The sequence below is a fragment of the Caulobacter sp. GW821-FHT10C03 genome, assembly GCF_059415485.1.
This window is the reverse complement of record NZ_JBWKNI010000021.1, coordinates 46,813-72,421: the sequence shown is the minus strand read 5'-3', so window position 1 is coordinate 72,421 and position 25,609 is coordinate 46,813. Positions and strand designations below refer to the sequence as shown.

The 25,609-nt window shown below is 70.0% G+C and carries 23 protein-coding genes and 1 pseudogene; 17 read left to right on the top strand and 7 right to left on the bottom strand.

Annotation, left to right across the window (positions count from 1 at the left end; genetic code table 11):
* Nucleotides 1-97: 97 nt before the first annotated feature.
* A complete protein-coding gene (locus tag AC07NG_RS21520; protein WP_110118932.1) occupies nucleotides 98-934 on the bottom strand; it encodes a LysR substrate-binding domain-containing protein in 837 nt (278 codons plus the stop codon).
* Between the two features lie 239 nt (nucleotides 935-1,173).
* On the opposite strand from AC07NG_RS21520, the gene AC07NG_RS21515 reads away from it, so the two are divergent.
* From AC07NG_RS21515 to AC07NG_RS21460, 12 genes are all read left to right on the top strand, one after another.
* Nucleotides 1,174-1,896, top strand: a complete 723-nt coding sequence (locus tag AC07NG_RS21515) for an ABC transporter permease subunit (protein WP_492856891.1) — start codon at nucleotides 1,174-1,176, stop codon at nucleotides 1,894-1,896.
* Nucleotides 1,893-2,723 carry an ABC transporter ATP-binding protein gene (locus AC07NG_RS21510; RefSeq protein WP_494596259.1) on the top strand — a complete coding sequence of 277 codons (831 nt, stop codon included), beginning with the start codon at nucleotides 1,893-1,895 and terminating at the stop codon, nucleotides 2,721-2,723. The genes AC07NG_RS21515 and AC07NG_RS21510 overlap by 4 nt, the downstream gene beginning before the upstream one ends.
* The gene (locus AC07NG_RS21505; RefSeq protein ID WP_494596257.1) at nucleotides 2,720-3,895 is read left to right on the top strand and encodes an acyl-CoA dehydrogenase family protein; all 1,176 of its coding nucleotides are present in this window, start codon (nucleotides 2,720-2,722) and stop codon (nucleotides 3,893-3,895) included. Before AC07NG_RS21510 ends, AC07NG_RS21505 begins: the two co-directional genes overlap by 4 nt.
* Nucleotides 3,892-4,842 carry a D-isomer specific 2-hydroxyacid dehydrogenase family protein gene (locus AC07NG_RS21500; RefSeq protein ID WP_494596256.1) on the top strand — a complete coding sequence of 317 codons (951 nt, stop codon included), beginning with the start codon at nucleotides 3,892-3,894 and terminating at the stop codon, nucleotides 4,840-4,842. The genes AC07NG_RS21505 and AC07NG_RS21500 overlap by 4 nt, the downstream gene beginning before the upstream one ends.
* Nucleotides 4,843-4,860: 18 nt before the next feature.
* On the top strand, nucleotides 4,861-5,703 hold the full coding sequence (locus AC07NG_RS21495) for a class II aldolase/adducin family protein (RefSeq protein WP_494596255.1): 843 nt from the start codon (nucleotides 4,861-4,863) through the stop codon (nucleotides 5,701-5,703).
* On the top strand, nucleotides 5,703-6,716 hold the full coding sequence (locus AC07NG_RS21490; RefSeq protein ID WP_494596253.1) for an ABC transporter substrate-binding protein: 1,014 nt from the start codon (nucleotides 5,703-5,705) through the stop codon (nucleotides 6,714-6,716). The genes AC07NG_RS21495 and AC07NG_RS21490 overlap by 1 nt, the downstream gene beginning before the upstream one ends.
* Before the next feature lie 132 nt (nucleotides 6,717-6,848).
* Nucleotides 6,849-9,044: a TonB-dependent receptor gene (locus AC07NG_RS21485; RefSeq protein ID WP_494596252.1), complete on the top strand. Its 2,196-nt coding sequence runs from the start codon at nucleotides 6,849-6,851 to the stop codon at nucleotides 9,042-9,044.
* 4 nt (nucleotides 9,045-9,048) lie between these two features.
* The gene (locus AC07NG_RS21480) at nucleotides 9,049-9,663 is read left to right on the top strand and encodes a cysteine dioxygenase family protein (protein WP_494596250.1); all 615 of its coding nucleotides are present in this window, start codon (nucleotides 9,049-9,051) and stop codon (nucleotides 9,661-9,663) included.
* Complete coding sequence (locus AC07NG_RS21475) at nucleotides 9,660-11,240, top strand: rhodanese-like domain-containing protein (protein ID WP_494596249.1); 1,581 nt, start codon at nucleotides 9,660-9,662, stop codon at nucleotides 11,238-11,240. Before AC07NG_RS21480 ends, AC07NG_RS21475 begins: the two co-directional genes overlap by 4 nt.
* A gap of 11 nt (nucleotides 11,241-11,251) precedes the next feature.
* A complete protein-coding gene (locus AC07NG_RS21470; protein WP_110118923.1) occupies nucleotides 11,252-11,899 on the top strand; it encodes a glutathione S-transferase family protein in 648 nt (215 codons plus the stop codon).
* Between the two features lie 39 nt (nucleotides 11,900-11,938).
* On the top strand, nucleotides 11,939-13,045 hold the full coding sequence (locus tag AC07NG_RS21465) for an LLM class flavin-dependent oxidoreductase (protein ID WP_494596247.1): 1,107 nt from the start codon (nucleotides 11,939-11,941) through the stop codon (nucleotides 13,043-13,045).
* Nucleotides 13,045-13,563, top strand: coding sequence for a flavin reductase family protein (locus AC07NG_RS21460; protein WP_494596246.1), 519 nt, complete (start codon nucleotides 13,045-13,047; stop codon nucleotides 13,561-13,563). The genes AC07NG_RS21465 and AC07NG_RS21460 overlap by 1 nt, the downstream gene beginning before the upstream one ends.
* An 83-nt stretch (nucleotides 13,564-13,646) precedes the next feature.
* Here AC07NG_RS21460 and AC07NG_RS21455 read toward each other — a convergent pair whose 3' ends face one another.
* Entirely contained in the window at nucleotides 13,647-14,963 is a 1,317-nt protein-coding gene (locus tag AC07NG_RS21455; RefSeq protein ID WP_494596244.1) for an O-acetylhomoserine aminocarboxypropyltransferase/cysteine synthase family protein, read from the bottom strand.
* A gap of 501 nt (nucleotides 14,964-15,464) precedes the next feature.
* Between AC07NG_RS21455 and AC07NG_RS21450 the strand changes: the two genes are divergently transcribed.
* The 4 genes from AC07NG_RS21450 (at nucleotide 15,465) to AC07NG_RS21435 (ending at nucleotide 20,518) form a co-directional block, all read left to right on the top strand.
* The gene (locus AC07NG_RS21450) at nucleotides 15,465-17,051 is read left to right on the top strand and encodes a flavin monoamine oxidase family protein (RefSeq protein WP_494596243.1); all 1,587 of its coding nucleotides are present in this window, start codon (nucleotides 15,465-15,467) and stop codon (nucleotides 17,049-17,051) included.
* A complete protein-coding gene (locus AC07NG_RS21445; protein WP_494596242.1) occupies nucleotides 17,048-17,524 on the top strand; it encodes a Rid family hydrolase in 477 nt (158 codons plus the stop codon). Before AC07NG_RS21450 ends, AC07NG_RS21445 begins: the two co-directional genes overlap by 4 nt.
* A gap of 100 nt (nucleotides 17,525-17,624) precedes the next feature.
* Nucleotides 17,625-20,066 (top strand): TonB-dependent receptor plug domain-containing protein, encoded by a 2,442-nt coding sequence (locus AC07NG_RS21440; protein ID WP_494596241.1) that lies wholly within the window; start codon nucleotides 17,625-17,627, stop codon nucleotides 20,064-20,066.
* Between the two features lie 143 nt (nucleotides 20,067-20,209).
* Complete coding sequence (locus AC07NG_RS21435) at nucleotides 20,210-20,518, top strand: UBP-type zinc finger domain-containing protein (protein ID WP_494596240.1); 309 nt, start codon at nucleotides 20,210-20,212, stop codon at nucleotides 20,516-20,518.
* Nucleotides 20,519-20,543: 25 nt separating this feature from the next.
* Here AC07NG_RS21435 and AC07NG_RS21430 read toward each other — a convergent pair.
* From AC07NG_RS21430 to AC07NG_RS21410, 5 genes and pseudogenes are all read right to left on the bottom strand, one after another.
* Nucleotides 20,544-20,673, bottom strand: a pseudogene (locus AC07NG_RS21430) (hypothetical protein); the annotation flags it as partial.
* 18 nt (nucleotides 20,674-20,691) lie between these two features.
* On the bottom strand, nucleotides 20,692-22,347 hold the full coding sequence (locus AC07NG_RS21425; RefSeq protein ID WP_494596239.1) for an FAD-dependent oxidoreductase: 1,656 nt from the start codon (nucleotides 22,345-22,347) through the stop codon (nucleotides 20,692-20,694).
* Nucleotides 22,348-22,370: 23 nt separating this feature from the next.
* Nucleotides 22,371-22,517, bottom strand: a complete 147-nt coding sequence (locus AC07NG_RS21420) for a hypothetical protein (RefSeq protein WP_492856875.1) — start codon at nucleotides 22,515-22,517, stop codon at nucleotides 22,371-22,373.
* A 63-nt stretch (nucleotides 22,518-22,580) separates the two neighbouring features.
* Nucleotides 22,581-23,102 carry a Dps family protein gene (locus tag AC07NG_RS21415; protein ID WP_492856874.1) on the bottom strand — a complete coding sequence of 174 codons (522 nt, stop codon included), beginning with the start codon at nucleotides 23,100-23,102 and terminating at the stop codon, nucleotides 22,581-22,583.
* A gap of 219 nt (nucleotides 23,103-23,321) precedes the next feature.
* Nucleotides 23,322-23,906, bottom strand: a complete 585-nt coding sequence (locus AC07NG_RS21410; protein WP_494596237.1) for a helix-turn-helix transcriptional regulator — start codon at nucleotides 23,904-23,906, stop codon at nucleotides 23,322-23,324.
* 161 nt (nucleotides 23,907-24,067) lie between these two features.
* Between AC07NG_RS21410 and AC07NG_RS21405 the strand changes: the two genes are divergently transcribed.
* Nucleotides 24,068-25,600, top strand: a complete 1,533-nt coding sequence (locus AC07NG_RS21405; protein ID WP_494596235.1) for a sensor histidine kinase — start codon at nucleotides 24,068-24,070, stop codon at nucleotides 25,598-25,600.
* Nucleotides 25,601-25,609 lie beyond the last annotated feature (9 nt).

Genomic DNA, 25,609 nt, shown 5'->3' with positions numbered 1-25,609 from the left:
GAGGGTTTTCGCAGGAGGCCGCTAACGAAGAACCAAGGTTCGCGGTTAATCTTTTCTGAAAATGATTAATGTGCGCCCGAGGCTTTCGGAAAGCGTCTCAGAGCTCCAGGGCCGCCGTGTGGATCAGCTCCGAGAGCTTGGCGATCGACGGGTGCGGCGCTGGACCGGTCCGACGAACATAGGCCACTTTCGGCAGGCTCGGTAAAGCCCCCTCGGCGATGGGCTGGGCCTCGGGGCGGAACAGGCTGGTGCGGCAGGTCACCGCCAGACCCGATTGGACCGCGGCGCGCAGGGCCGAGAGGCTCGGCGTCTCCAGGGCCACGCGATACGAGCGCCCTTCCCGCTCCAGCGCCGCCAGGGCCGCGTCACGGAACCGGCACGGGGCCTCCAGGATCGCCAGCGGCAGCACCTCCTGCTGGGCGAGGTCGGGCTCGCCGTGCCAGACCATCGGCACGGTGCGGGCGGCGGCCGGGTCGTCGTAGGCGCCCATGCAGAGGATGACGTCCAGGCGATCGCTGCGCAGCAGTTCCAGCAGTTCCGGCGAGCCGGCCACCCGCACCTGCAGCTGGGTGTCGGGATTGAGCTGGGCGAAACGGGCCAGGACGCCCGACAGCAGGGTCTCGGCGAAGTCCTGCACCAGCCCCACCCGCGCGGGCCCGGCCAGGGCGTCGCCGGTCAGGGCGACCACGGCGCGGTCGTTGAGGGCGAGGATGTCGCGGGCGTGGCCCAGCAGGGTCTGGCCGGCCGGGGTCAGCGACAAGCGCCGTCCCTCGCGGTGGAACAGCGGCGTCAGCACGGTCTCCTCCAGCCGCTTCATCTGCAGGCTGAGGGCCGACTGGGTGACGAAGACACGCTCGGTGGCGCGCAGCATCGACCCGCTGTCGACGATGGCCACGAAGCTGCGGAGAAGTTCGGTCGGAAGGTTGGTCGGCATCTGGCGTCCCGTCTGACCCCGTTGAGGAACTCTAATAAGACCCCTGAGGATAAGTCTATTGATCGAGTAGGAATTAAGCGTCCATCTCTGTGAAGCAACGGCGCCCACGCCGCAACGGTCACAGCGATGGAAGCGACCCGATGTCTTTGGCGATCGCCGATAGAATTTCTCTAGCGAGACCATTCCCCAAGGGGTGGCGATGGCCTCGCCTCTCCCGTGCGCGGTGGCTATCTCCGGTCGTGCTTCTGGCCTTGTGGGAGTTGGGTTCGCGCTTCGGCGTGATCCCCGAACGCGTGCTGGCCGCGCCCTCGACGGTGGCTGAAACCTTCTGGGCGCTGACGGTCTCGGGCGAGCTTCCCGCCAACCTGCTGGTGTCGCTGGCCCGCGCCGCCGCCGGCCTGGCGATCGCCCTGGCCGTCGCCGTGAGTCTGGGCCTGCTGGCCGGCCTGTCGCGCTGGGGCGAGACCGTCGTCGACCCGCTGATGCAGATCAAGCGGACCATCCCGTCCCTGGCCCTGACCCCGCTGTTCATCGTCTGGTTCGGCATCGGCGAGACGCCGAAGATCGCCCTGATCGCCGTGGCCACGACCTTCCCGATCTACCTGAACCTCTTCGCCGGGGTGCGCGGCATCGACGTGCGGCTGGTCGAGGCCGCCCGCAGCTTCGGCCTGTCGGGCTGGAGCCTGGTGCGCGAGGTGATCCTGCCCGGCGCCCTGCCCTCGTTCTTCGTCGGCCTGCGCTACGCCCTGGGCGTCTCGGTGCTGGTGCTGGTGGTGGCCGAGCAGATCAACGCCCAGGCCGGCCTTGGCCACCTGATCAACAACGCCCGCGACTTCATGCGCACCGACATCATCGTCGTCTGCCTGCTCGTCTACGCCCTGCTCGGCCTTGGCGCCGACGCCCTCGTTCGCACGCTGGAGCGCCGCGCTCTGGCCTGGCGCCCCAGCCTCGTGGAGCAATGACCATGGTCCAGCCGCGCATCCGCCGCCGCGCTTTCGACACCGCCGCCGCCCCGGCCTCCGCCCCCTCGGCGGCTCCGTCAATCGCCCCCGCCGTGAAACTGAACGGCTTCGTCCGCCAGTTCGGCGAGAACCGGGTCATCGACGGCCTGGACCTCTCGATCGCTCCGGGCGAATTCGTCGCCCTGCTGGGCGCCAGCGGCTCGGGCAAGACCACCCTGCTGCGCACCCTGGCCGGGCTCGACCCTGTCGGCGACCAGGACGTCACGACGCCGAGCACGCGCGCCGTAGTGTTCCAGGACGCCCGTCTGCTGCCGTGGAAGAAGGTCTGGCGCAACGTGGCGCTGGGCTTGAAAGACAGAGATGTCCGGGCCCGCGCCGAGGCGGCGCTGAAGGAGGTCGGCCTCGGCCATCGCCTCGACGCGTGGCCCTCCACCCTCTCCGGCGGCGAGGCCCAGCGCACGGCCCTGGCCCGCGCCCTCGTACGCGAGCCGGGTCTGCTGCTGCTCGACGAGCCGTTCGCGGCCCTCGACGCCCTGACCCGGCTGAAGATGCACGACCTCGTTCTGAACCTCTGGAACGAGCACAAGCCCGCCGTCCTGCTGGTCACCCACGACGTGGACGAGGCCATCTCGCTGGCCGACCGCGTGCTGGTGCTGAACAAGGGCCGGATCGCCGCCGAGGAAAAGATCACGCTGGAGCGTCCGCGCGCGCCGGACGTGCGCTTCCAGGCCATCCGCCGCCGCCTGCTCGCCCACCTCGGCGTCGAGGCGCCCGCCTCTCACGAAGGCGCCCTGATCGCCTTCCCGACCGGCGAGACGGTCCAGTGAGCACAGCCGCCGCTCGCCGTCTGGAGCCCTCGCCCCACCTGCCCGACCTGGACGCGGTGCTGCCGGGCCTGACGAAGGCCTTCGCCGCCACCGCTGGTCAGCACGATCGCGAAGCCAGCTTTCCGTTCGCCAACTTCAAGGCCCTGCACGAAGCAGGCCTGCTGGCCCTGACCGCCCCGGCGCGTCTGGGCGGCCTCGAAAGCGACCTGCCGACCGCCCTGAAGGTGATCTCCGCCGTCGCCCGAGGCGAGCCGGCCACGGCTCTCGTGCTGGTGATGCAGTATCTGTTCCATGCCTCGGTCGAGGGTCGCTCCGGCTGGCCCGAGCACCTGAAGCAGAAGGTGATCGGCGACGCCGTCGCCAACGGCGCCCTGATCAACGCCCTGCGGGTCGAGCCCGATCTCGGCACGCCGGCCCGCGGCGGCCTGCCGGCCACCATCGCCCGCCGCACGCCGGAAGGCTGGCGGATCAGCGGCCGCAAGATCTACTCCACCGGCTCGACGGCCCTGACCTGGTTCGTGGTCTGGGCCCGCAGCGATGACGCAGAACCCCTGGTCGGCGGCTGGCTGGTGCGCGCCGACAGCCCCGGCGTGATCATCGAGGAGACCTGGGATCACCTGGGCCTGCGCGCCAGCGCCAGCCACGACGTGATCTTCGAGGACGTGCTGGTTCCGCTGGACCACGCCCTGGATCCGCAGCCCCCGGGCGCCCCGCCGCCCTATTCGCCGGTGTTCGGAACCTGGTCATCGGTGCTGACGGCGGCGATCTACGATTCCGTGGCGCGCGCCGCTCGCGACTGGCTGGCCGACTTCCTGATCGCCCGCAAGCCGGCCAATCTGGGCGCCAGCCTCTCCACCCTGCCCCGCTTCCAGGAAGCCCTGGGCGAGATCGACGCCCTGCTCTTCGCCAATCGCGTGCTGCTGGACAGCGCCGCGCGAGGCGACACGGCCGCCAGTGAGAGCGGTCTGGTCAAGCACCTGGTCACCGAGAACGCCATCACCGTGGTCGAGAAGGCCCTGAAGCTGACCGGCAACCCCGGCCTGACCCGCGCCAATCCGCTGGAGCGCCATCACCGCGACGTGCTGTGCGGCCGGGTGCACACGCCCCAGGCCGACGTGGTGCTGACGGGGGCCGGCAAGCTGGCCTTCGCGGGCCGCGAGGCGGCGCAATGAGCCGTCTCGTCGTCGCCAGCCAGCTGCCCGAGGTGTTCAATACCGTCTTCGCCCAGCACGCGGCCGACGCCGAGATCGTGCCGGTCCCGCCGGGCCTGACCACGCCCCTGCCGCAGGATGCCAAGGTCCTGGTGGCCGCGCCGTTCCGCAAGGCCGGCGGCGTGCTGCCGGCCAAGGCGCCGCCCGGCTGGCCGTTCGACGTGCGCTGGGTGCAGCTGGTGTCGGTGGGCATCGACTTCTATCCGGACTGGCTGTTCGACGGCCCCGTGGTGACCTCGGCGCGCGGCTCTTCCGCCGTCGCCCTGGCCGAGTTCGCCCTGACGGCGATCCTGGCCGAGGCCAAGCGCCTGCCGGAGATCTGGATCGACAAGGCCGAGCGCTGGGCGCCGCAGCCGCTGAAGCTGATCTCGGGCACGACCCTGGGCCTGGTGGGCTTCGGCGCTATCGGCGAGGCCCTGGCCCCGCGCGCCCAGGCCCTGGGCCTGAACGTCATCGCCACCCGCCGCTCGGACAAGCCGATCCCCGTCGCTGGCGTCGAGCGCGTGGCGGACCTGAAGACCCTGTTCGCCCGCAGCGATCACGTGGTGCTGGCCGCCCCGGCGACGCCGGAAACCGAGCGCCTGATCGGCCGCGAGGTGCTGGCCGCCGCCAAGCCCGGCCTGCACCTGATCAACATCGCCCGCGGGGCGCTGATCGACGACGACGCCCTGCTGGCGGCGCTGGAGGACGGCCGCGTCTCGCGCGCCAGCCTGGACGTGACCTTCCCCGAGCCCCTGACCGACGGCCACCCGTTCTACGGCCATCCGAAGGTTCGGCTCTCGCCGCACACCTCGGTGCACACGCCCGACACCCGCATCAACCTGGCGACCAGCTTCGCCCAGAACCTCGCCCGCTTCCGCGCCGGCGCGCCCCTGGCCGACGTCGTCGACCTGTCGCGCGGCTACTGACAACAAGGACCCTTCGCGATGACCGCGATCCCCGCCGCCCGCAGCTTCACCGCTTCCGGCCCGCATCCCGCCAAGATCGAGAGCGTGCTGCCGCCGTTCGGCTCCAGGGAGATCCCGCAGCAGCCGACGATCGAGCTGGAACGGCTCTATCGCAAGCAGCGCCTAGCCGCCGGCTATCGGCTGTTCGGCCGCTACGGCTTCGACATGGGCGGCGCCGGGCACATCACCGCCCGCGATCCCGAGCTGACCGACCACTTCTGGGTCAATCCGCTGGGCGTGCACTTCTCGCGCATCAAGGTTTCGGACCTGATGCTGGTCAGCCACGCCGGCGAGATCGTGCAGCCGCCGGCCAAGGCCCCCGCCCGCCTGAACCGCGCGGCCTTCGCCATCCACTCGCAGCTGCACGAGGCCCGGCCCGACGTAATCGCCGCGGCCCACTCGCACTCGCTGTACGGCAAGGTCTGGTCGGCGCTGGGGCGGCTGCTGGATCCGCTGACCCAGGACTCGGCGGCCTTCTATGACGACCACGCCCTGTTCGAGGAATTCTCGGGCGTGGTGCTGGACACCAGCGAGGGCCAGAAGATCGCCAAGGCGCTGGGGCCGAAGAAGGCGGTGATCCTGCAGAACCACGGGATCCTCACCGTCGGCCAGTCGGTGGAGGCCGCCGTCTGGCGCTACCTCGCGCTCGAAAACGCCTGCCAGGCCCAGTTGCTGGCCGAGGCCGCCGGCCCGACCAAGCCGATGTCGCCGGAGGTGGCCAAGCACACCGCCGGCCAGGTCGGCACCGAACTGGGCGGCCTGTGGTCGTTCCAGCCCTACTGGGACATCGTCACCGAAGAAGAGCCGGACCTGTTCGACTGATGACCGGCATCTCCCTGTCCCGCCGCGACCTGATGTCGGGCGGCCTTTCGATCGCGGGCCTGTCGCTGGCCGGCCTCACCACCGTCAACCTGGCGGCCTGCTCGCCCAAGGGCGGCGACAAGACCGGCTCGCTGGCCGACCTGACGCTCAGGGTCGCCACCTATCGCGGCAATCCCGAGAGCTTCTTCGGCGAGGCCGGCATCGCCGCCCCGCCCTACAAGCTGGCCCGCACCCAGTTCGCCGGCGGCAACCTGATCGCCGAGGCGATCAACGCCCGGGCGCTGGACTTCGGCGGCATGAGCGAGATCCCGCCGATCTTCGTCGCCGCCCAGCCGGGCAACCAGGTGCGCATCGTCGGCGTGCTGAAGGGCGACGTGAACAACCAGGTGCTGCTGGTCCCCAAGGGCTCGCCGGCCCGGGACTTCAAGGACCTGAAGGGCAAGCGCATCGGCTATGTGAAGGCCACGACCTCGCACTACATCCTGCTGCGCCTGCTGCAGGAGGCGGGCCTTGGCTGGAGCGACATCCAGCCGGTGGCGCTGAGCCCGCAGGACGGCCTGGCCGCCTTCCAGAGCGGCGCTCTGGACGCCTGGGTGATCTACGGCGTCATCGTCTACCAGGCGCGCGAGGCCGGGGCGCGGGTGCTGCGCACGGCGCTGGGCATCCTGTCGGGCAACTACCTGATCACCGCCGCCAAGGAGGCGCTGGACGATCCGCTGCGGCTGCAGGCCATCGGCGACTATGTCAGCCGCTACAAGAAGGTTTTCGACTGGATCAACGCCGACGGCGAGCGCTGGGCGCGGGTGCGGGAACAGGCGACGGGGGTCAAGGCGGCCTACTACGCCCAGGAGTTCAAGGAGCGCTCCTCGCCCTACATCCTGCAGCCGATCAGCGAGGCGGCCATCGCTTCCGAGCAGGCCGTGGCCGACACCTTCGCCGCCGCCAAGATCATTCCCGGAGCCGTCGACGTGCGGCCGCTGTGGGATGACCGGCTCTCATCGCTCCTCAAGTAATGTCGAGTTCTGCAAATATATCCGATGACCTCGGACGATATGAGCAGAGCTATCCGCTCGATCATTTTATATTCGTTGAGATGAGAGGCGGCGCGACGGCAAATCCCCACCGAACAAGTCGGGGATAAAATCGTGCGAACCTTCAAGCTTCAACTTCTCGCCTTCACTTCCGGCCTCGTCTTCGCTAGCGGAGCCTGGGCCGGCGGAGCCTTGGCCGCCGAGCCGGCGCCGACCACCAATGCTGACGATGCGGCCTCCCCCGCCGTCGAGCAGGTGATCGTCACCGCCGAGCGCCGCGCCACCGACCTGCAGAAGACCGCGATCGCCATCTCGGCCTTCGGCTCCCAGGTGCTGGCCGACCGCAAGGTCGACAGCATCCGCGACCTGTCGGGCCAGATCCCGAACTTCAGCATCAGCCGCGTCACCATCAGCCACACCACCCAGACCTACGCCCTGCGCGGCGTCGGCGAGGCCGATCCGATCCAGGAGCCGGTGCTGGCCGTCTATGTCGACGACGTCTACATCCCGCGCCAGATCGGCTCGATGGTCGAGTTCAACGACCTTGAGCGCATCGAGGTGCTGCGCGGGCCGCAGGGCACGCTGTACGGCCGCAACTCCAGCGCCGGCGCCCTGCGCATCATCACCCGCGATCCGGGCGAGGCGTTCCGCGCCAAGGCCGAGGTGGGCCTGGGCAGCTATGGCGCCGTCGACGTGCGCGCCCTGGTCGAGGGGCCGATCGTCGACGACAAGCTTTCGGGCAGCTTCTCCTACATCCACCACAAGCGCGACGGGGTGACCTTCGACCCGACGCTGAACCACGACGTCAACCGCATCGATCTCGACGCCTACCGCGCCAAGCTGCGCTGGACGCCGACCGAGAAGCTGGACGTGCTGTTCACGCTGAACGCCCTGCGCGACCGCAGCGACAGCCGCAGCTACGTGCCGGTCACCCAGCCGAACGGCGAATTCAACAACCGCCGCTCCTATTCCGAGGTCGAGCCCAAGCAGGACCTCGACCAGATCAGCGGCTCGATCCGCGTCCAGTACGCGCTGAGCGACCATCTGAAGCTGAAGTCGATCACGGCCTACGGCGGCTTCAACCTGAACCCGGTCTATTACGACAACGACGGCCAGGCGGCGCTGATCCAGAAGAACCTGATCCACTACAACGACCAGTACGCCACCCAGGAAATCCAGCTGAACGGCGACTTCGGCAAGCTGACCTTCACCAGCGGCCTGTTCTACCTGCATGAGCGGTTCTTTGTGCAGCGCGACGGCTACAGCCGCCGGACCGCCACGGTCACCGATCCGGTTACGACGCCCAGCAACTACGGCTTCGCCCGCGCCCACAACATCACCAACACCGACGCCTACGCCCTGTTCGGCGAGGCGACCTATGCGGTGACCGACCGCCTCAGCGTCACCGGCGGCCTGCGCTGGACCAACGAGGAGAAGGAATTCACCTTCGACAACAAGGTGCTGAACCTGGCCGGCCAAGTCACCGGCCAGTCGATCGCCGGAACCGCCGACAAGACCTTCTCGGCGATCACGCCGAAGCTGTCGGTGCAGTACCAGTGGACGCCGGCCGTCCTGCAGTACGCGACCTATTCCAAGGGCTTCAAGTCGGGCGGCTTCGATAACCGGGCCACGCGCCTGGACCTGGCCACCCGCCCGTTCGCGCCGGAAGACGTCAACACCTACGAGACCGGCCTGAAGACCGAGTTGTTCGACCGCCGGGCGCGGGTGAACCTGGCGGCCTTCTACAACGACTACGAAAACCTGCAGGTCAGCTACAGCGACCCGGCCTATCCGGGCAATTCGATCCGCGGCAACGCCGGCGAGGCCCACACCTACGGCGTCGAACTGGAGACCGACGTGCGCGCCACCGAACGCCTGAGCCTGCAAGGCTCGGTCGGCTGGCTGTACGCGGTCTACGACACCTACAAGAACGCCGGCGGCGTGGGCGTGAACGCCGACGGCCATCGCCTGCTGAACTCGCCGCGCTGGAGCGTGTCGGGCGGCGTGACCTGGGACGTTCCAGTCGAAGTCCCAGGCTCCATCCGCGCCAACCTGAACGCCCAGTGGCAGACCAAGACCTATTTCAGCGCCCTGCAACGGCCGCAGGACGAGGCGCCGGCCCAGGGCTTCCTCAACGGCACGATCACCTGGACCGCGCCCAACCCGCAGTGGGCCGTGCAGCTGTCGGGCCGCAACCTGCTCGACAGCGACAAGCCGGTGACCTCGACCTACACGCCGGCCACCGGGGTCTATTACAAGAACTATCCCGATCCGCGGACCTGGCTGGTCACGCTGAAGTACGCGCTGTGATCCGATGACCGGCGCGCCCAACCTCACCCGCCTGGCCAGCTTCGTCGGAGACCTCGGCGCCCTGCTCGACCGCACGGGCGAGGAGGCGGAGATCCTGCGCGAGGGGGGCGGCCTGCTGGCCGCCCTGATCGCCACGGACGACTGGCTGCCGGACGCCTACGCCGTGCCGAACCCGGCCCGCTATCAGCAGTACCTGCTGCATTGCGACAGCCGCGAGCGGTTCAGCGTGGTCAGCTTCGTCTGGGGGCCGGGCCAGGCGACGCCGGTCCACGACCACACGGTCTGGGGCCTGGTGGGCGTGCTGCGCGGGGCCGAGCTGTCGCAAGCCTATCACCGCGACGGCGCCGCCCTGGTTCCGCACGGGCCGGTCCACCGGCTGGAGCACGGCGAGGTCGAGGCCGTGTCTCCGACGGTCGGCGACGTGCACCGGGTCACCAACGCCTTCGACGACAGGCCCTCGATCAGCATCCACGTCTACGGGGCCAATATCGGGGCGGTGCGCCGCTCGACCTACGACGCCGACGGACGGAGCAAGCCCTTCGTCTCCGGCTACTCCAACGACACCCTTCCAAACCTGTGGGACCGCTCCAAGCCGGTCCCCGCCGAGGCCGCGCCATGACCCTGCCCGTCGTCACGCCCCGCGAAGTCCGCCAGGACCTGATCGCCCGCCGCGAGATCGCCCTTCTGGACCTGCGCGAGGAAGATCCCTTCGCCAAGGCCCACCCGCTGTTCGCCTCGCAGCTGCCGCTCAGCCGGCTGGAGGTCGAGATCCTCGACCGCGTGCCCCGCAAGGAGACGCGGATCGTGCTCTACGACAACGGCGAGGGCCTGGTCTCGCCGGCCGGCAAGCGGCTGGCGGCGCTGGGCTACACCAACGTCCAGGCGCTGAAGGGCGGGTTGCAGGGCTGGACCGAGGCCGGTTACGAGCTCTTCCAGGACGTCAATTCCTACAGCAAGGCGTTCGGCGAACTGGTCGAGGCGCGGCGCCACACCCCGTCCCTGCCCGCCCAGGAGGTGCAGGCCCGCATCGACGCCAAGGCCGACCAGGTGATCCTCGACGCCCGCCGGTTCGAGGAATACGCGGTGATGAGCATCCCGGGCGGGGTGAGCACGCCGGGGGCCGAGCTGGTGCTGCGCGCCAGGGAGCTGGCGCCGGATCCCGCCACCACGATCATCGTCAACTGCGCGGGCCGCACCCGCAGCCTGATCGGCGCCCAGTCGCTGGTCAACGCCGGCGTGCCCAACCCCGTCTTCGCCCTGCGCAACGGCACGATCGGCTGGACCCTGGCCCAGCAGAGCCTGGAGCACGGCCAGAGCCGCAAGTTCCCCGACGTCTCGACCCAGACCCTGGAAGAGGCCCGCGCCAAGGCGCGCGACGTGGCCTATCGCGCCGGGGTCCGCAGGATCGACGCCGAGGGGCTTGCTGACCTCGCCACCGACCGCAAGCGCACCCTCTATCGCTTCGACGTGCGCACGCCCGACGAATACGCCAAGGGCCACCTGCCCGGCTTCCGCAGCGCGCCCGGCGGCCAGCTGGTGCAGGAGACCGACGTCTTCGCCCCCGTGCGCGGCGGCCGCATCGTGCTGGCCGACGACCTGGGTCCGCGCGCCGACATGACCGCCTCGTGGCTGGCCCAGCTGGGCTGGGAGACCTACGTGCTGGAGGACGGCTTCGAGGGCGAGCTGGCCACCGGCGCCTGGAAGCCTTCGGAACCCCCGCACCTGCCGGTAGTCGAGACCATCCTGCCCCGCGCCCTCTCCGAAGCCCTGGCCAACGAGGCCGTCGTGGTGCTGGACCTCGCGCCCAGTCCCGCCCACCGCAAGGGCCACGTGCCCGGCGCCTGGTTCGCCATCCGCGCCCAGCTGGCCGAGGCCCTGGAGCGCGTGCCGGAAGGCAAGCCGATCGTCCTGACCTCGCCCGACGGCGTGCTGGCCCGCCTGGCCGCGCCGGAGCTGGAGGACATCGCCGACCAGCCGGTGCGGGTGCTCGACGGCGGCACGGCCGCCTGGGTCGCCGCCGGCCGCGCGCTGGAGACGGGCCTGGCCCGCGCCGCCAGCGACCCGACCGACGTCTACAAGCGCCCCTACGAGGGCACCGACAACGCCGCCGAAGCCATGCAGGCCTATCTGGACTGGGAGTTCGGCCTGGTCGACCAGCTGGCCCGCGACGGGTCGCACGGCTTCTTCGTGATCTGAGGTCCAGCCCCATGCCCCTGACCCTCTATATCGCTCCTGGCAGCTCATCCCTGGCCCCGCTCGTGGCCCTGGAGGAGATCGGCGTCGCCTACGAGGTCCAGCGCCTGGACCTCGCCGCCGGCGACCAGCGCAAGCCCGACTACCTGAAGGTCAATCCCAAGGGCCGGGTGCCTACCCTGGCGGTAGACGGCGAGCCGGTCACCGAGGTGCTGGCCATCCTGACCTACCTGGCCCACCGCTACCCGCACAGCGAGCTCTTGCCGCTGCTGGAGCCGCTGAAGCTGGCCCACGCCTACGAGGTGATGAGCTGGTTCGCCAGCACGGTGCACGTGGCCTTCGCCCAGATCGCCCGGCCCGAGCGCTACGCCGACGACGAGGCGGTGAAGGCCGCCCTGGCCACGCCCGGCGAGGCCCGCTTCGCGCGCACCCTGGCCGACATCGAGCGCCTGGCCCAGGCGCCGGGTCCCTGGCTGCTGGGCGATCACTTCAGCGCCGTCGACGCCTACGCCCTGGTGATCTGGCGCTGGGGCGAGCGCCGGCAGATCGACCTTTCCGCCTATCCCGCCTGGAGCGCCAAGGCCGCCCGCGCCTTCGCCCGCCCGTCCGTCGTCCGCGCGCTGCGCAAGGAGACGGCCCAGGCGACCACCCACGCCATCTGACCTCACTTCGCTTTTCTCGAACCCTCAGGAGCATCCCCCATGAGCGTCGAATTCATCGGTATCATCCACACCCAGAACGTCTCGGAAATCCACCCGCCGGCCGGCCCGGTCATCGACGTCGACTATGTCGAGAAGATCGCCCGCGCCCATGACGAGGGCGGTTTCGACCGCGCCCTGGTCGCCTTCCACTCGACCGGCCCGGAAAGCCAGCTGGTGGTGGCGCACGCGGCTTCGGTGACCAAGACCCTGAAGTTCATGATCGCCCACCGGCCGGGCTTCACCGCCCCGACCCTGGCGGCGCGGCAACTGGCGACGCTGGACCACTTCACCGGCGGCCGGGTGGCGGTGCACATCATCACCGGCGGCTCGGACGAGGAACTGGCCAAGGACGGCGACCACCTGACCAAGGACGAGCGCTACGCCCGCACCAGCGAGTATCTCGACATCGTTCGCGCCGAATGGACCAGCGAAAAGCCGTTCGACTACAAGGGCGAGTACTATCAGGTCGACCAAGGCTTCGGCGCGGTGAAGCCGCTGCGCGCACCCCAGATCCCGGTCTATTTCGGCGGCTCGTCGGAAGCGGCGATTCCGGTGGCCGGCAAGCACGCCGACATCTTCGCCCTGTGGGGCGAGACCCAGGCCCAGGTCGCCGAGACCATCGCCCGCGTGCGCCACGCCGCCGCCAAGCACGGCCGCCAGGTGAAGTTCTCGCTGTCGCTGCGTCCGATCATCGCCGACACCGAAGAGGCCGCCTGGGCCCGCGCCGACGAGATCGTGGCCAAGGCCAAGGCCATCCGCGAGGCCGCCGGCCTGCCGACCAGCGGCCACCGCCCGCCCAACGCCGGCTCGCAGCGCCTGCTGGACGCGGCCGCGCAAGGGTCGCGTCTCGACAAGCGGCTGTGGACGGGCGTGGCCGCCGTCACCGGCGCGGCCGGCAACTCCACGGGCCTGGTGGGCACGCCGCAGCAGGTGGCCGAGGCCCTGCTCGACTACTACGACTTGGGCGTCACCACCTTCCTGATCCGCGGCTTCGATCCGGTGGAGGACGCCATCGCCTACGGCCGCGACCTGCTGCCGCTGGTGCGCAGGCTGGTGGCCGAGCGCGAAGCCCAGCTCGAGGCCCAACCGGCGGCGGCGGCCAGCTGATGGCCCGCTACGACGCCGCGGCGGCGGGGGAGGCCCCGCCTGCCACTTTCACGGACGTGCTGGCGCACCTCGCGAGCGGCGTCGCCATCGTCTCCTGCTGGGACGGGCAGGCGCCGCGCGGCCTGCTGGTCAGCTCGATCACTGGGCTGTCCGTCGAGCCGCCGCGCTTCCTGTTCTGCGTGCGCAAGGAGGCGGGGTGTCACGACGCCCTCCTCCGCCGCCCCGCTCTGTCGGTGTCGCTGCTGGCGGCGGACGACAAGGAAGAGGCCCTGCGCTTCGCCAGCGGGTCGCGGGCGGCCGAGCGGTTCGCGCCGGAGCGCTGGCGGCTGCAACCGGGCGCGCCGCCCGCCTTCCGGGGCGGCATCGCGAGGGCCGACTGCTTCGTCGATGCGGTGATCGACACCGGCAGCCACTCGGTCTTCATCGTCGAGGCCGAACGCTTCGCCTTCTCGCCGGCCGCGCCCCTGGTGGCGTGGAACCGGGGACTGGCGTCGCTGGGCGGAGCCGAGGCAGGTTAGAATTCCCGCCCAATCCACTGTTTTGAATACAAAAAAGCCCCGCCGGGCGATCCGCCTGGCGGGGCTTCTTAATGTGCGATGGATCACTCCGCCGCGGCGGGCAGCTCCTGGGCCGAAGCCAGGGCCTGGTCGAGGTCGGCCAGGATGTCGTCGATGTGCTCCAGGCCCACCGACAGCCGCACATAGCCGTCGGAGACGCCGGTGGCGGCCTGGTCCTCGGCGCTGAGCTGGGAGTGGGTGGTCGAGGCGGGATGGATGGCGAGGCTCCGCGCGTCGCCGATATTGGCCACGTGGTAGAACAGCTTCAGACCGTCGATGAACCGCCGCCCGGCCTCGCGCCCGCCGGCCAGCTCGAAGCCGACCAGGCCGCCGTAACCGCCGGAGAGATAGCGGTCGGCGCGCTGGCGGCGCAGGCCGTCCTGGGCCGAGGGGTGGATCACCCGGATGACGTCGGGATGGTTGGCCAGATGGTCGGCGACCGCCTGGGCGTTCTGCGAATGGCGGGCGATGCGCAGCGGCAGGGTCTCCAGCCCCTGCAGGATCTGGAAGGCGTTGAACGGCGACAGGGCAGAACCCAGGTCGCGCAGCAGCACGGTGCGGGCCCGCAGGATGTAGGCGATCGGCCCCAGCGGCTTGGCCGCCTCGCTCCAGACCGCGCCATGATAGCTGGGGTCGGGGGTGTTGAGCGTCGGCTGGCGCTCGGGATGGGCCTGCCAGTCGAAATTGCCGCCGTCGATGATCACGCCGCCGATCGAGGTGCCGTGGCCGCCGATGTACTTGGTGGTCGAATAGACGACGATGGCCGCGCCATGCTCCAGCGGCCGGGCCAACAAGGGCGCGGCGGTATTATCGACGATCAGCGGCACGCCCAGCTTGCGGCCGATGGCGGCGACCTCGGCGATCGGGAAGACGGTCAGCTTCGGATTGGGCAGGGTCTCGGCGTAGTAGGCCCGCGTGCGCTCGTCGGTGGCGCGGGCGAAGGCCTCGGGATCCTCCGGATCGACGAAACGGACCTCGATCCCCTGATCGCGCAGGGTGTTGGCGAACAGGTTCCAGGTGCCGCCGTAGAGGTCGGTCGAGCTGACGATGTTGTCGCCGGCCCGGGCCAGGTTCTGGATGGCGAAGGCCGAGGCCGCCTGGCCGGACGACACCGCCAGAGCGGCGGCCCCGCCTTCGAGCGCGGCCAGGCGCTGCTCGAGGATGTCGATCGTCGGGTTGCCGATGCGGGTATAGATGTTGCCCAACTGGCGCAGGGCGAACAGGTCGGCCGCGTGGTCAGCGCTCTGAAACTGGTAGGACGTGGTCTGGTAGATTGGCGGAGCCACCGCGCCGGTGGTCGGATCGGCCCGCCAGCCCGCGTGCAGGGCCAGGGTTTCGGGGTGCGGCTTGCGGTCGGACATCGGCTTCTCCTGAAGCTTTTTCACGTCGATGGCGAAAACGGCGATGACGAAAACCTAAGCCCGCCTCCGCGCCGTCCGCACGGCCGATAATCTCGCCGCGCGGGCAGAAAAACTCTCACCGAAGGTTGCGGCCGCGCCAAACACGCCTTGATGCTCAAGCGGGGCTCAACACGCCGGATGAGCCCCGCCAAACATCACCGATCGCAATAGAACGAACGCAATTACTCATAAGCCGAAACGCGACGAAAACTTATCATCGAGACAATTCGATAAGTCATAAAAATCAACAGCGAACGATACTTGTGAGGATTGGCCGGGAGAACAACGACAAGCCGCTGTAGTTTTTCTGAATACCGAGAGCGGTAGCCGGCGCCCAGCAATGGCCTTGGGAGCGACGCAAGCCGACGCTTCCTTCTTTGGCGACTTCCCCGCGTTCACTCATGGCCGCCGCTTCGGCGGCGGCCGCTTTTAGGGGAGGTTCATTCAGGGGCGTTTCCGGTCTTGGTCAGTCGTCGTTCGTTCATCACCCGCGCGTTCTCCCTGGGCGGTTTCGCCGCCGGCTATGCGGCGCTCCAGGGCCTGGGCCTGACATCCACGGCCTTCGCCCAGGAGGCGCCGGACCTGCCGCGCGACTTCGGCAAGGGCCGCTCGGTCGTCGTGCTCGGCGCCGGGATCGCGGGCCTGGTCGCGGCCTATGAACTGGAACGCGCCGGCTTTGCGGTGACCGTCGTCGAGGCCCGCGAACGGGTCGGCGGCCGCAACTGGACGATCCGTGGCGGCGACCGCGTCGAGACCATCGATCGTCCCAGCCAGACCGCCGGCTTCTCGCAAGGCCTCTATTTCAACGCCGGCCCCGCCCGCCTGCCCAGCCATCACCAGGGCGTGCTGTCCTACGCCAAGACCCTGGGCGTGCCGCTGGAGGTGGAGGTCAATTCCAGCCGCAGCAGCCTGCTGCAATCGGACGCCTCGTTCGGCGGCAAGCCGGTGCAGCAGCGCCAGGCGATCAACGACCTGCGCGGCGGGCTGTCCGAACTGCTGGCCAAGGCGACGCGCGGCGGCGGCCTGGACCAGGAGCTGACCGCGCCGGACAAGGAACGGCTGCTGGCCTTCCTGAAGACCTATGGCGACCTCGACGCTGGCGGCGCCTACAAGGGCTCGGAGCGCTCGGGCTACGTCACCACGCCCGGCGCGGCCGACCAGCGGGGCGTGGCCCGCCCGCCCCTGCCCCTGCGCGACCTGCTGTCGGACGAGGCCCTGCCCTACGCCCTCTTCGAGGAGAACATCCTCATGCAGGCGACCATGCTGGAGCCAACCGGCGGCATGGACGCCATCCCCAAGGCTTTGCACAAGGCGCTGAAAGGCCCGGTGCTGCTGGGCGCCGAGGTCACGGCCTTCCGCCAGACGCCGAAGATCGCCGAGGTGGCGATCCGCGACCGCAAGAGCGGCGCGGCCCGCAAGCTGACCGCCGACTATCTGGTGGTCACCGTGCCGCTGCCGATCCTGGCCAGGATCGTCACCGATCTTCCGGCCGATGTCACCGCCGCCATCGCCGGCGCCAGGTACGACAACGCCACCAAGGTGGCCTTCGACTCCCCGCGCTTCTGGGAGGCCGAGCAGATCTATGGCGGGCTGTCGTTCGTCGGCGGCGAGACCACCCTGGTCTGGTATCCCAGCGCCGGCTTCCACCAGCCGCGCGGCCTGTTGGTCGGCGCCTATACGGTCGGCGCGCCCGCCCGCGCCTTCCAGGCCCGCAGCTTCGACGAGCAGGTGGCCCTGACCCGCGCGGCGATCGACAAGCTGCACCCCGGCAAGGGCCGCGAGCCGACCGCGCCGCTGGTGATCGACTGGAACCGCCAGGCCTTCAACCTCGGCCCGTGGATCCACTGGGAAGGCGACGGCAACGACCCGGCCGCCTATCGCCTGCTCAACCAGCCCCAGGGCCGGATCTTCCTGTCCGGCGCTCATCTTTCGCAGCTGCCCAGCTGGCAGGAGGGCGGCGTCGCCGCCGCTCGCCGCACGGTCGGCCTGATCGCCCAGCGCGTCCGCGCCGACGGGCTCACCCTTTCCCGAACGGAGACCCATCCATGATCCGCAAGCTCGCCTTCGCCCTTGTTCTGACCGCCGCCTTCGCGGCGGGCGCCGCCGGGGCCGCCGAGATCCGCCGCGCGCCGTCGTCGGGCGCGATCGCCATCACCCCGTCGGTGGCAGTGCCGGCCGGAACCGAACTCGTCTTCCTGAGCGGCGCCCTGCCGACCATCGCCGACAAGGCCAAGCCCGGCGACACCGAGGCCCAGACCCGCTCGGTGCTCTCGAAGCTGGAGGCCGCGCTGAAGGCCGAGGGCCTGGGCCACGGCGACGTGGTCAAGGCCACCGTCTTCCTGGTCGGCGACCCGGCCAAGGGCGGAGAGATCGATTTTCCCGGCCTCAACAAGGCCTGGAGCGAGGCCTTCGGAACCACCGCCCAGCCCAACAAACCCGCGCGCAGCACGGTGAAGGTGGCGGGACTAGTGCTGCCCGGCGCCCTGGTCGAGATCGAATTCGTCGCCGCCAAGGTCCGCTAAGGGACCCGCGACGTAACAGCACCCGCCGCGCGACGGGGGCCGCTTTCCCGGCCGACCGCGCACCTTTCCCAACAATCTGAAACTTTCATCGGGGGATAAGATGAAAACCCAAATTCTGGGCGCGTCGGCGCTCGCCCTATCGCTGGCGGTCTGGGGGACGGCCTTCGCCGATCCCGTGGCGCCGGAACCCGCGCCCGACGCAGCCTCGGTCGAGGGCGTGATCGTCACCGGCACGCGCCAGACCGGCGTCCGCGCGGTCGACAGCCCCGCGCCCGTGCAGGTGATCGCCGAGGACGCCCTGGCCCGCACCGGCCAGCCCGACCTGCGCCTGGCGCTCAGCAACCTGGTGCCGTCGTTCACCGCCCAGGCCTTCGGCGGCGACGCGGCCAACCTGACCCTGTCGGCGCGCCTGCGGGGGCTGAGCGCGAACCACACTCTGGTGCTGATCAACGGCAAGCGCCGCCACGGCACCGCCAACCTCGCCGTGCTGGCGGGCGCCTATCAGGGCTCGGCGGGGGCCGACCTGAACTTCATCCCGACCGCCTCGATCGCCCGCATCGAGGTGCTGACCGACGGCGCGGCGGCCCAGTACGGCACCGACGCCATCGCCGGTGTGATCAACATCATCCTCAAGGACGCCGACCACGGCGGCGGCGCCTCGGCCACCGGCGGCGCCTACTACAAGAACGACGGCGAGACCTACAGCCTGTCGGCCAACGCCGGCTTCGCGCCGGCGCCGGGCGCCTATGTGAACGTGACGCTGGAGAACCGCTTCCACGACTTCAGTTTCAGCGGCAATCCCGACGCGCGGGTGACCTCGACCTCGGCGGTGAGCGCCAATCCCACCTGGCCTTCGGCCCTGTCGGGCTATCCGTACGTGAACCAGATCGCCGGCGACGCCCGCTACCAGCTGAACGTCGGCACGGCCTCGGCCGGGTGGAAAGCCAGCGAGGCGGTCGAGGTCTACGCCTTTGGCACCTACGGCGTGAAGAAGGCCACGGCCTACGAGAACTATCGCCTGCCCAACCGCCTGCCGGCCGTCTACCCCAAGGGCTTCAGCCCGCGCCTGGAAACGCTGGAAAAAGACGGCGCCCTGACCGGCGGGATCAAGGGCGAGGTGTTCGGCGGCTGGCGCTATGACCTGTCCAGCACCTACGGCCGCGACGACCACGAGGTGCGGGTGCGCAACTCGGCCAACATCCAGCTCTATACCGACACCGGCGCGACTCCGACCGACTTCCACGCCGGCGACTTCATCTTCAGCCAGTGGACCAACAACCTGGACCTCAGCCGCGAGTTCGAGGTCGGCTGGGCCTCGCCGCTGACGCTGGCCCTGGGGCTGGAGCAGCGCAACGAGACCTACGAGATCAAGGCCGGCGACTATGCCTCGCGCTACAAGTCCGGCTCGCAGTCCTATCCGGGCTTTGCCCTGACCGACGCCGGCGAGCACGATCGCGACAGCTGGGCGGCCTATGCCGACCTCGCCGTCTCGCCGGTCGAGAACCTGAAGCTCGACTTCGCCGTGCGCCACGAGAAGTTCAGCGACTTCGGCTCGGCCGACATCGCCAAGCTGACCGGCCGCTACGACTTCACCCCGACCTTTGCGGTGCGCGGCACGGTCAGCACCGGTTTCCGGGCGCCGACCCTGGCCGAGCTCTACTACTCGGCCACCAACGTATCGCCGACCACCGCCTTCGTGCAGCTGGCGCCGGGATCGGCCGGGGCCAAGCTGCTGGGCGTCGATGGCCTGGATCCGGAGAAGTCGACCAACCTCAGCGTCGGCATCGTCGCCGAGCCCCTGCCCCGCGTGTCGCTGACCATCGACGCCTACCAGATCGAGATCGAGGACCGCATCGTCGGCAGCGGCGCGCTCTACGGCAAGATCAGCGGGACGGTGGTCAACGCGGCCATCACCAACGCCATCGCCGCCAACGGCAACGTGCTGGATCCGTTGGTCGGCACCACCGGCATCAACCTGTTCTCCAACGGCCTGGACACCCGCACCCGCGGCGTCGAGGCCCTGGCCACCACCTGGACCGACCTGGGCGAGTTCGGGAAGATCGACTGGACCCTGGGCGTCAACGTCAACCAGACCAAGGTCACCCGCATCGCGGCCCCGCCCTCGGGCCTGGGCGGATCGGTGCTCTACGACAAGGCGGCCATCGCGTCCCTCGAGCACGCCTCGCCGCGCTACAAGGCCAACCTTTCGGCGGTCTACACGAACGACCGCTGGACGGTGAACCTGGTCAACACCCTGTACGGCAAGGCCTGGGCCTACACCAACGTCAACGGGACCTACTTCAAGGACGAGATCAAGTCGCACCTGATCACCGACCTGGAACTGTCCTATCGCGTCACCGACGGGCTGAAGGTGGCGCTGGGGGCCAACAACCTGTTCGACGTCCATCCCGAGGAACTGAACGCCGCCGGCACCGCCGCCTCGGTCGCGGCCGGCAACCCGGGGGTGGCGAAATATCCCAGCTTCTCGCCATTCGGGATCAACGGCGGCTACTACTACGCCCGCGTCACCTACGACTTCTGACGCTGACGCCTCCCTGGGCGTGAAAGCGCCCAGGGAGAGCATCCGGATCGCCTGAAGCAAGACGCAGCGACATCGCGCAAGCGCGCGCCCGGCCTTGGGTGCATGGTGGCGGACACGCCCCCTTCGCCGCAAAGGCCGATCCGATGAGCTGCTCGCACCTTTCGACCATCGTCGTCGTCACGCCCAGCGCCGACGGCTGCGAGGAGTGCCTCAAGACCGGCGGCTGGTGGGTGCATCTGCGCCTGTGCCGCGCCTGCGGACACGTCGGCTGCTGCGATCAGTCGCCCGGCAAGCACGCCACCGGCCACTTCAAGGCGACCGGCCACCCGATCATCGAAGGCTACGACCCGCCCGAAGGCTGGGGCTGGTGCTATGTCGACGAGGTGTCGTTCGATCTTTCCGAGTACAAGACGCCGCATCCCCGCCCGATCAAGCGGTGGGTGGAGGGGTGACGACGAACGTCTCCTTTTCCTCCCGTCATTCCCGCCCTTGTGGCGGGAACCCATGGTTCCGCTGACACGTGAGATGCAAGCGGACCGCTTAGCGGTCCGCCTCTTCCGCCCTTGCGGTGGATAGAGGGCTTCCCGCCACACGGGCGGGAATGACGGGAGAAAAAGTAGAGCCCCTACCGCGCCCGCACCTCCTCCAGGTGCCGGTGGATGGCCGAGACCACGACCGAGCCCTCGCCCACTCCGGCTGCGACGCGCTTGATCGAGCCCGAGCGCACGTCTCCGACGGCGTAGACGCCCAGTTTTTCGGTCTCATAGGCCGAGCGGGCGCCGGCGACGCCGCTCTCGCCGGTCAGGACGAAGCCCTGCTGGTCGAGGTCGAAGCAGCCGGCCAGCCAGTCGGTGTTGGGCTCGGCGCCGATCATCACGAACAGGGCGCCGGCGTCGATGACCGTCTCTTCGCCCGTCTTGCGGTCGGTCCAGCCGATGCGGCGCAGCGTGCGATCGCCCTCCAGGCGGGTGACCTCGCTGAACGGGTGCAGGGTGATGCGGGCCGAGCTTTCGATGCGCTGGACCAGATAGTCCGACATCGTCGCCGCCAGACCCTCGCCGCGCACCAGCATGTGCACGTGGCCGACCGTGCGGGACAGGAACATCGCCGCCTGGCCCGCCGAATTGCCGCCGCCGACCACGACGACTGACTGGCCGCGACAGAGGTCGGACTCCATGGCCGTGGCCGCATAGTGGATCGCCTGGCCGTCGAAGCGGTCGTAGTCGGGCACGTCGAGCTTGCGGTAGCGCGCGCCCGAGGCGATCACCACCGACAGGGCCTGCAGGGTCTGGCCGTCCTCGAGCTTCAGCCGGTAGGGATGGCTTTCGCAGTCGACGCCGACCACGGCGCGCGACACCGCCAGCCGGGCGCCGAACTTCTGGGCCTGGACCTGGGCGCGGCCGGCCAGGGCCTGGCCGGAGATCCCCGTTGGGAAGCCCAGATAGTTCTCGATCTTGGAACTGGCCCCGGCCTGGCCGCCGGGCGCCAAGCCTTCGATGATCACGGTGGAGAGGCCCTCCGAGGCCGCGTAGGTCGCCGCCGACAGGCCCGCCGGACCGGCCCCGACCACGGCGACGTCGAACACCTGGTCGGGGTCGAAGCGCTCGGTCATGCCCAGGCGGTCGGCCAGGACGGTGGTCTCGGGATTGAGCATCACCACCCGGTCGGGCGTGACCACCGCCGGTAGGTCGCCCAGGGTCAGGCCGTGCTGGCCAAGGCAGCTGGACGCGTCCGGATCGTTGTCGGCGTCGACAAGCCGCAGGGGATAGCCGTTGCGCACGGCGAAGCGCTCGATGCGCAGGGTGTCGGGATCGTCGGGCCGGCCGATCAGCACGATGCCGACCTGGCCGTGATGCAGGAAGCCCATCCGCCGCAGGATGAAGGCCCGCATGATGATCTCGCCGATGTCGGGCTCGGCGGCCATCATGTGGGCGACGTCCTTGTGAGCGACGCGCACCACCCGGCCGGGCGCCACCACCACCGCCCCGACCAGCAGGGCGCGGGCGCTGACCTGGTCGAGCTCGCCGCTGAACTGGCCCGGACCATGGACGGTGATGATCTCGTCGTCGCCGACCTCGCCGGTGCGGGTGATGCCGACCTTGCCTTCCAGCACCAGGAAGAAGTCGGCCCGGCGGTCGCCGCGGCGGAACAGCACCTGGCCGGGGACGATGACTTCCTCGACGCCGTAGGCCGCCAGCCGCTCGGTCTGCTCCGGCGTCAACACCGGAAAGATCTGGGCGGTGCGGGCGTAGGGATCGTCAGCGGCGAGCGGCTTGGTCATGGGGGCTTCCTGGCGGCGAGGCTCTAGTTCGGGGGACGTCCCTGGACAGCGTCTTGAACGGAAACGGCGGAACCGGCCGGATGGCCATGGGGGATCACCGCGACGAAGGCCGCAAGGGCGAACATGGCCGCGACGGCCGTGCTGACGGCCAGTTTCTGGATGTCGGTCACGACGGAAGCTCTCGAACGAGGGCCAGGACGCTCCCCGAGCGATCGGGAAGCGTCGCGGCAGGATCAGGCGCGGTCGCGGCGGCCGGCCTCGAACAGGAACCAGACGCGCTTTTCGGTCTCGTCGATCCAGTTCTCCAGCAGGCTGGCGGTGGCGATGTCGCCGTGTTCGTCGCAGGCGCTGTGGGCCGCGCGCATCGCGGCGGCCAGGGCGCCGTTGTCGTCACGCAGCTCGGCGAGCATGTCGTTCGGCTCCACATAGTCGGCGTCGTTGTCGAGCACGCGCTGGCTGCGGGCGATGTGGCCGATCGAGCGCAGGGTCGTGCCGCCCAGCTTGCGCACCCGCTCGGCGATCGGGTCGGTCATGGCGTAGAGCTCGTCGCCCTGCTCGTCGAACATCAGGTGGTAGTCGCGGAAGTGCGGACCCGAGACGTGCCAATGGAAGTTCTTGGTCTTGATGTAGAGTGCGAAGACGTCGGCCAGCAGCGCGGTCAGGGCGGCCGAGATGTCCTTGGCGGCGGCCTCGCCCAGGCCCGTGGGCGTGGTCAGCGGGGCCAGGCGGCGCGAGCGGGCGGTTTCGATGTCCATGGTCTTCAGTCTCCTGGAAGGATCGTCGGCGACATCCTGACGCCGGACGGGAAGGATCTCTTGGCGATGCACGGCGCCGGCTTGTACGGCCGCGCTCTTTCGGACGGTTCGAGCTGACGGCGCCGCGATGCTGGGTTTCGACAAGACGTCCCGCGGCGGCCTGTTCACGCAGGGCGCATGCGCCACGAACCATCCTCTCCGAACGCTCCGCCCCTCGGCTCAGGCCCGCTTGAGCGAGCCCGTGACCAGGGCGCGGCTCCACGGGCGGTTCTCGCGTCGCCAGGCATGGGGCGTTTGGCCGGTGTGACGGCGGAAGAGCCGCGTCAGGTGGGCCTGGTCGGCCAGGCCGCAGACGGCGGCGATGTGGGCCAGGCTCTCGGCGGTCTCCAGCATCAGGCCCTGGGCGTGCTCCAGCCGGCAGCGCATGATCCAGGCGTGCGGGGTCTCGCCAGTGCTGACCTTGAAGGCCCGGCAGAAATAGCTGGCGCTGAGCCCGACCAGGGCCGCCAGGGTCTCGACATGCAGGCTGTCGTCGAGATTGGCTTCGACATGGGCGGCGACGGCGCGGATCTGCCAGCCGGCGAGCCCGCCCCTGGCCGGACCGCTGGCCCGGGCCGGGGAATGGGGCAGGAAGCTGCGCGCCTCGCCGGGAGGCGCCAGCACCGCGGCCAGGCGGTCGAGCATCGCCCGCGCCGAGCCGAGGTCGCCCTCCAGGGCGGCCCTCGCCTGCTCCAGCAGCCAGATCGCCTGAAGCGCATCGGAGCCGGGCGGGCCGGCGGTTTGGGTCTCGATGGTGCGCAACATGGGTCCGGCCTCCTGCCGCCTCTGATGACCGCAACCTTAGAGACGCCCCATGACATCGGGACACCGAACGGACGTAGGCCGGGCGTACCGACTTGGTTGGCGCTCCCCAGACCTTGGTATGGGGTCCCGGCGAAGGCGGAAGCCGGGCTATGAAGTTTGCCATGCTCGCCCAGCCCTTCCCTTCGCCCGATAGCTCGCCGTTCGGACGCCGCCTACGGCTGGGCGGGGCGGCCGCGATCGCCGCCGCGGTCTTCGTGGTCGACACCTTCACCCCGCTGTCGAGCGCGGTGGCGGTGCTCTACGTCCTGGTCCTGCTGCTGGTCGGCGAGGACCTGCCGGGCCGGCGGCTGTGGGCCGTAACCCTGGCCTGCGCCGCCCTGGCCACGACCAGCTTCGCCGTCGCCCACGGCCGTGCGCCGCACCTCGCCCCCACCCTGCGGCTGCTGGTCAGCCTGGCGGCCCTGGGCGTGGCGGCCTTCCTCACCGGACGCAACCAGCAGGCCCGCCGGACCCTGAGCCTCAGCGAGGCCCGCTACAGAACGATCTTCAACACCCTGGCGGTGTCGATCTGGGAGCATGACTTCCGGCCGGTGCAGGCCGCCCTCGACGCCATCCGCGCCCAGGGCGTGACGGATCTGGCCGACCACCTGGCGCGCCATCCCGAGCTCGTGCGCCAGATCAAGGCCAGCGTCCGTATCACCGACGTCAACGCCACGGCCCTGACCATGATGGGCGTGACCGACAAGGCCGACTTCTTCGACCGGCTGGACGAGCTGCTGCCCGAGACCGACCAGACCTTCGCCCAGTTCCTGGTCGCCTTCGGCGAGGGCCGGCGCAGCTTCGAGACCGAGACGGTGGTGCGCAGCCGCAGCGGCGAGCTGATCCCGGTGATCGTGGCGCTGAACTTCCCGGCCGACGCCCGGGGGCTGGATCGGGTGCAGGCCTCGATTGTCAACCTGACCGAACGCCGGCGACTGCAGGAACGGCTGGACCGCGCCCGCGCCGAACTGGAGCACGCCCTGCGGGCGGCGACCCTGGGGGTGCTGTCGGCCTCGATCGCCCACGAGGTCAACCAGCCGCTGGCGGCGATATCCAACGCCGCCGGCGCCGCCCAGCGCTGGCTCGACCGCGACACGCCCGATCTCGACGAGGCCAAGGACGCCGTCGCCGACGTGGTGACCGCCGCCGCCCACGCCGCCGAGGTGGTGCGCGGCATCCGCGGCCTGATCGCCCAGGCTCCGGCCGAGCGGGAGGCCCTCCCCGTGGACGGCCTGCTGGTCGCCTCGGCCCGGTTCGTGGCCCGCGAGGTCGCCGAGCACGGCGTCGAACTTGTCCTTGAGGCTCAGGCCGGCGAGACGGTGGTCCACGGCGACCGGGTGGTGCTGCAGCAGGCCCTGGTCAACCTGATGCTCAACGGCGTGCAGGCCATGGCCGGCGGCGCGGTGCGGCGGCTTTCGGTGCGCTCGGCCCGCGAAGGCGACGAGGCGGTGATCGAGATCGCCGACACCGGCCCGGGCTTCTCGCCGGAAGCGGCCGAACGGGCCTTCGACGCCTTCTACACGACCAAGTCCGGCGGCATGGGGCTGGGCCTGGCCATCTGCCACTCGGCGGTCGCCGCCCACGACGGGCGGATCGCGATCCTGCCGAGCGACGCCGGGGCGCGGATCGAGATCCGGCTGCCGGCGACGGGTTAGAGGCATTGT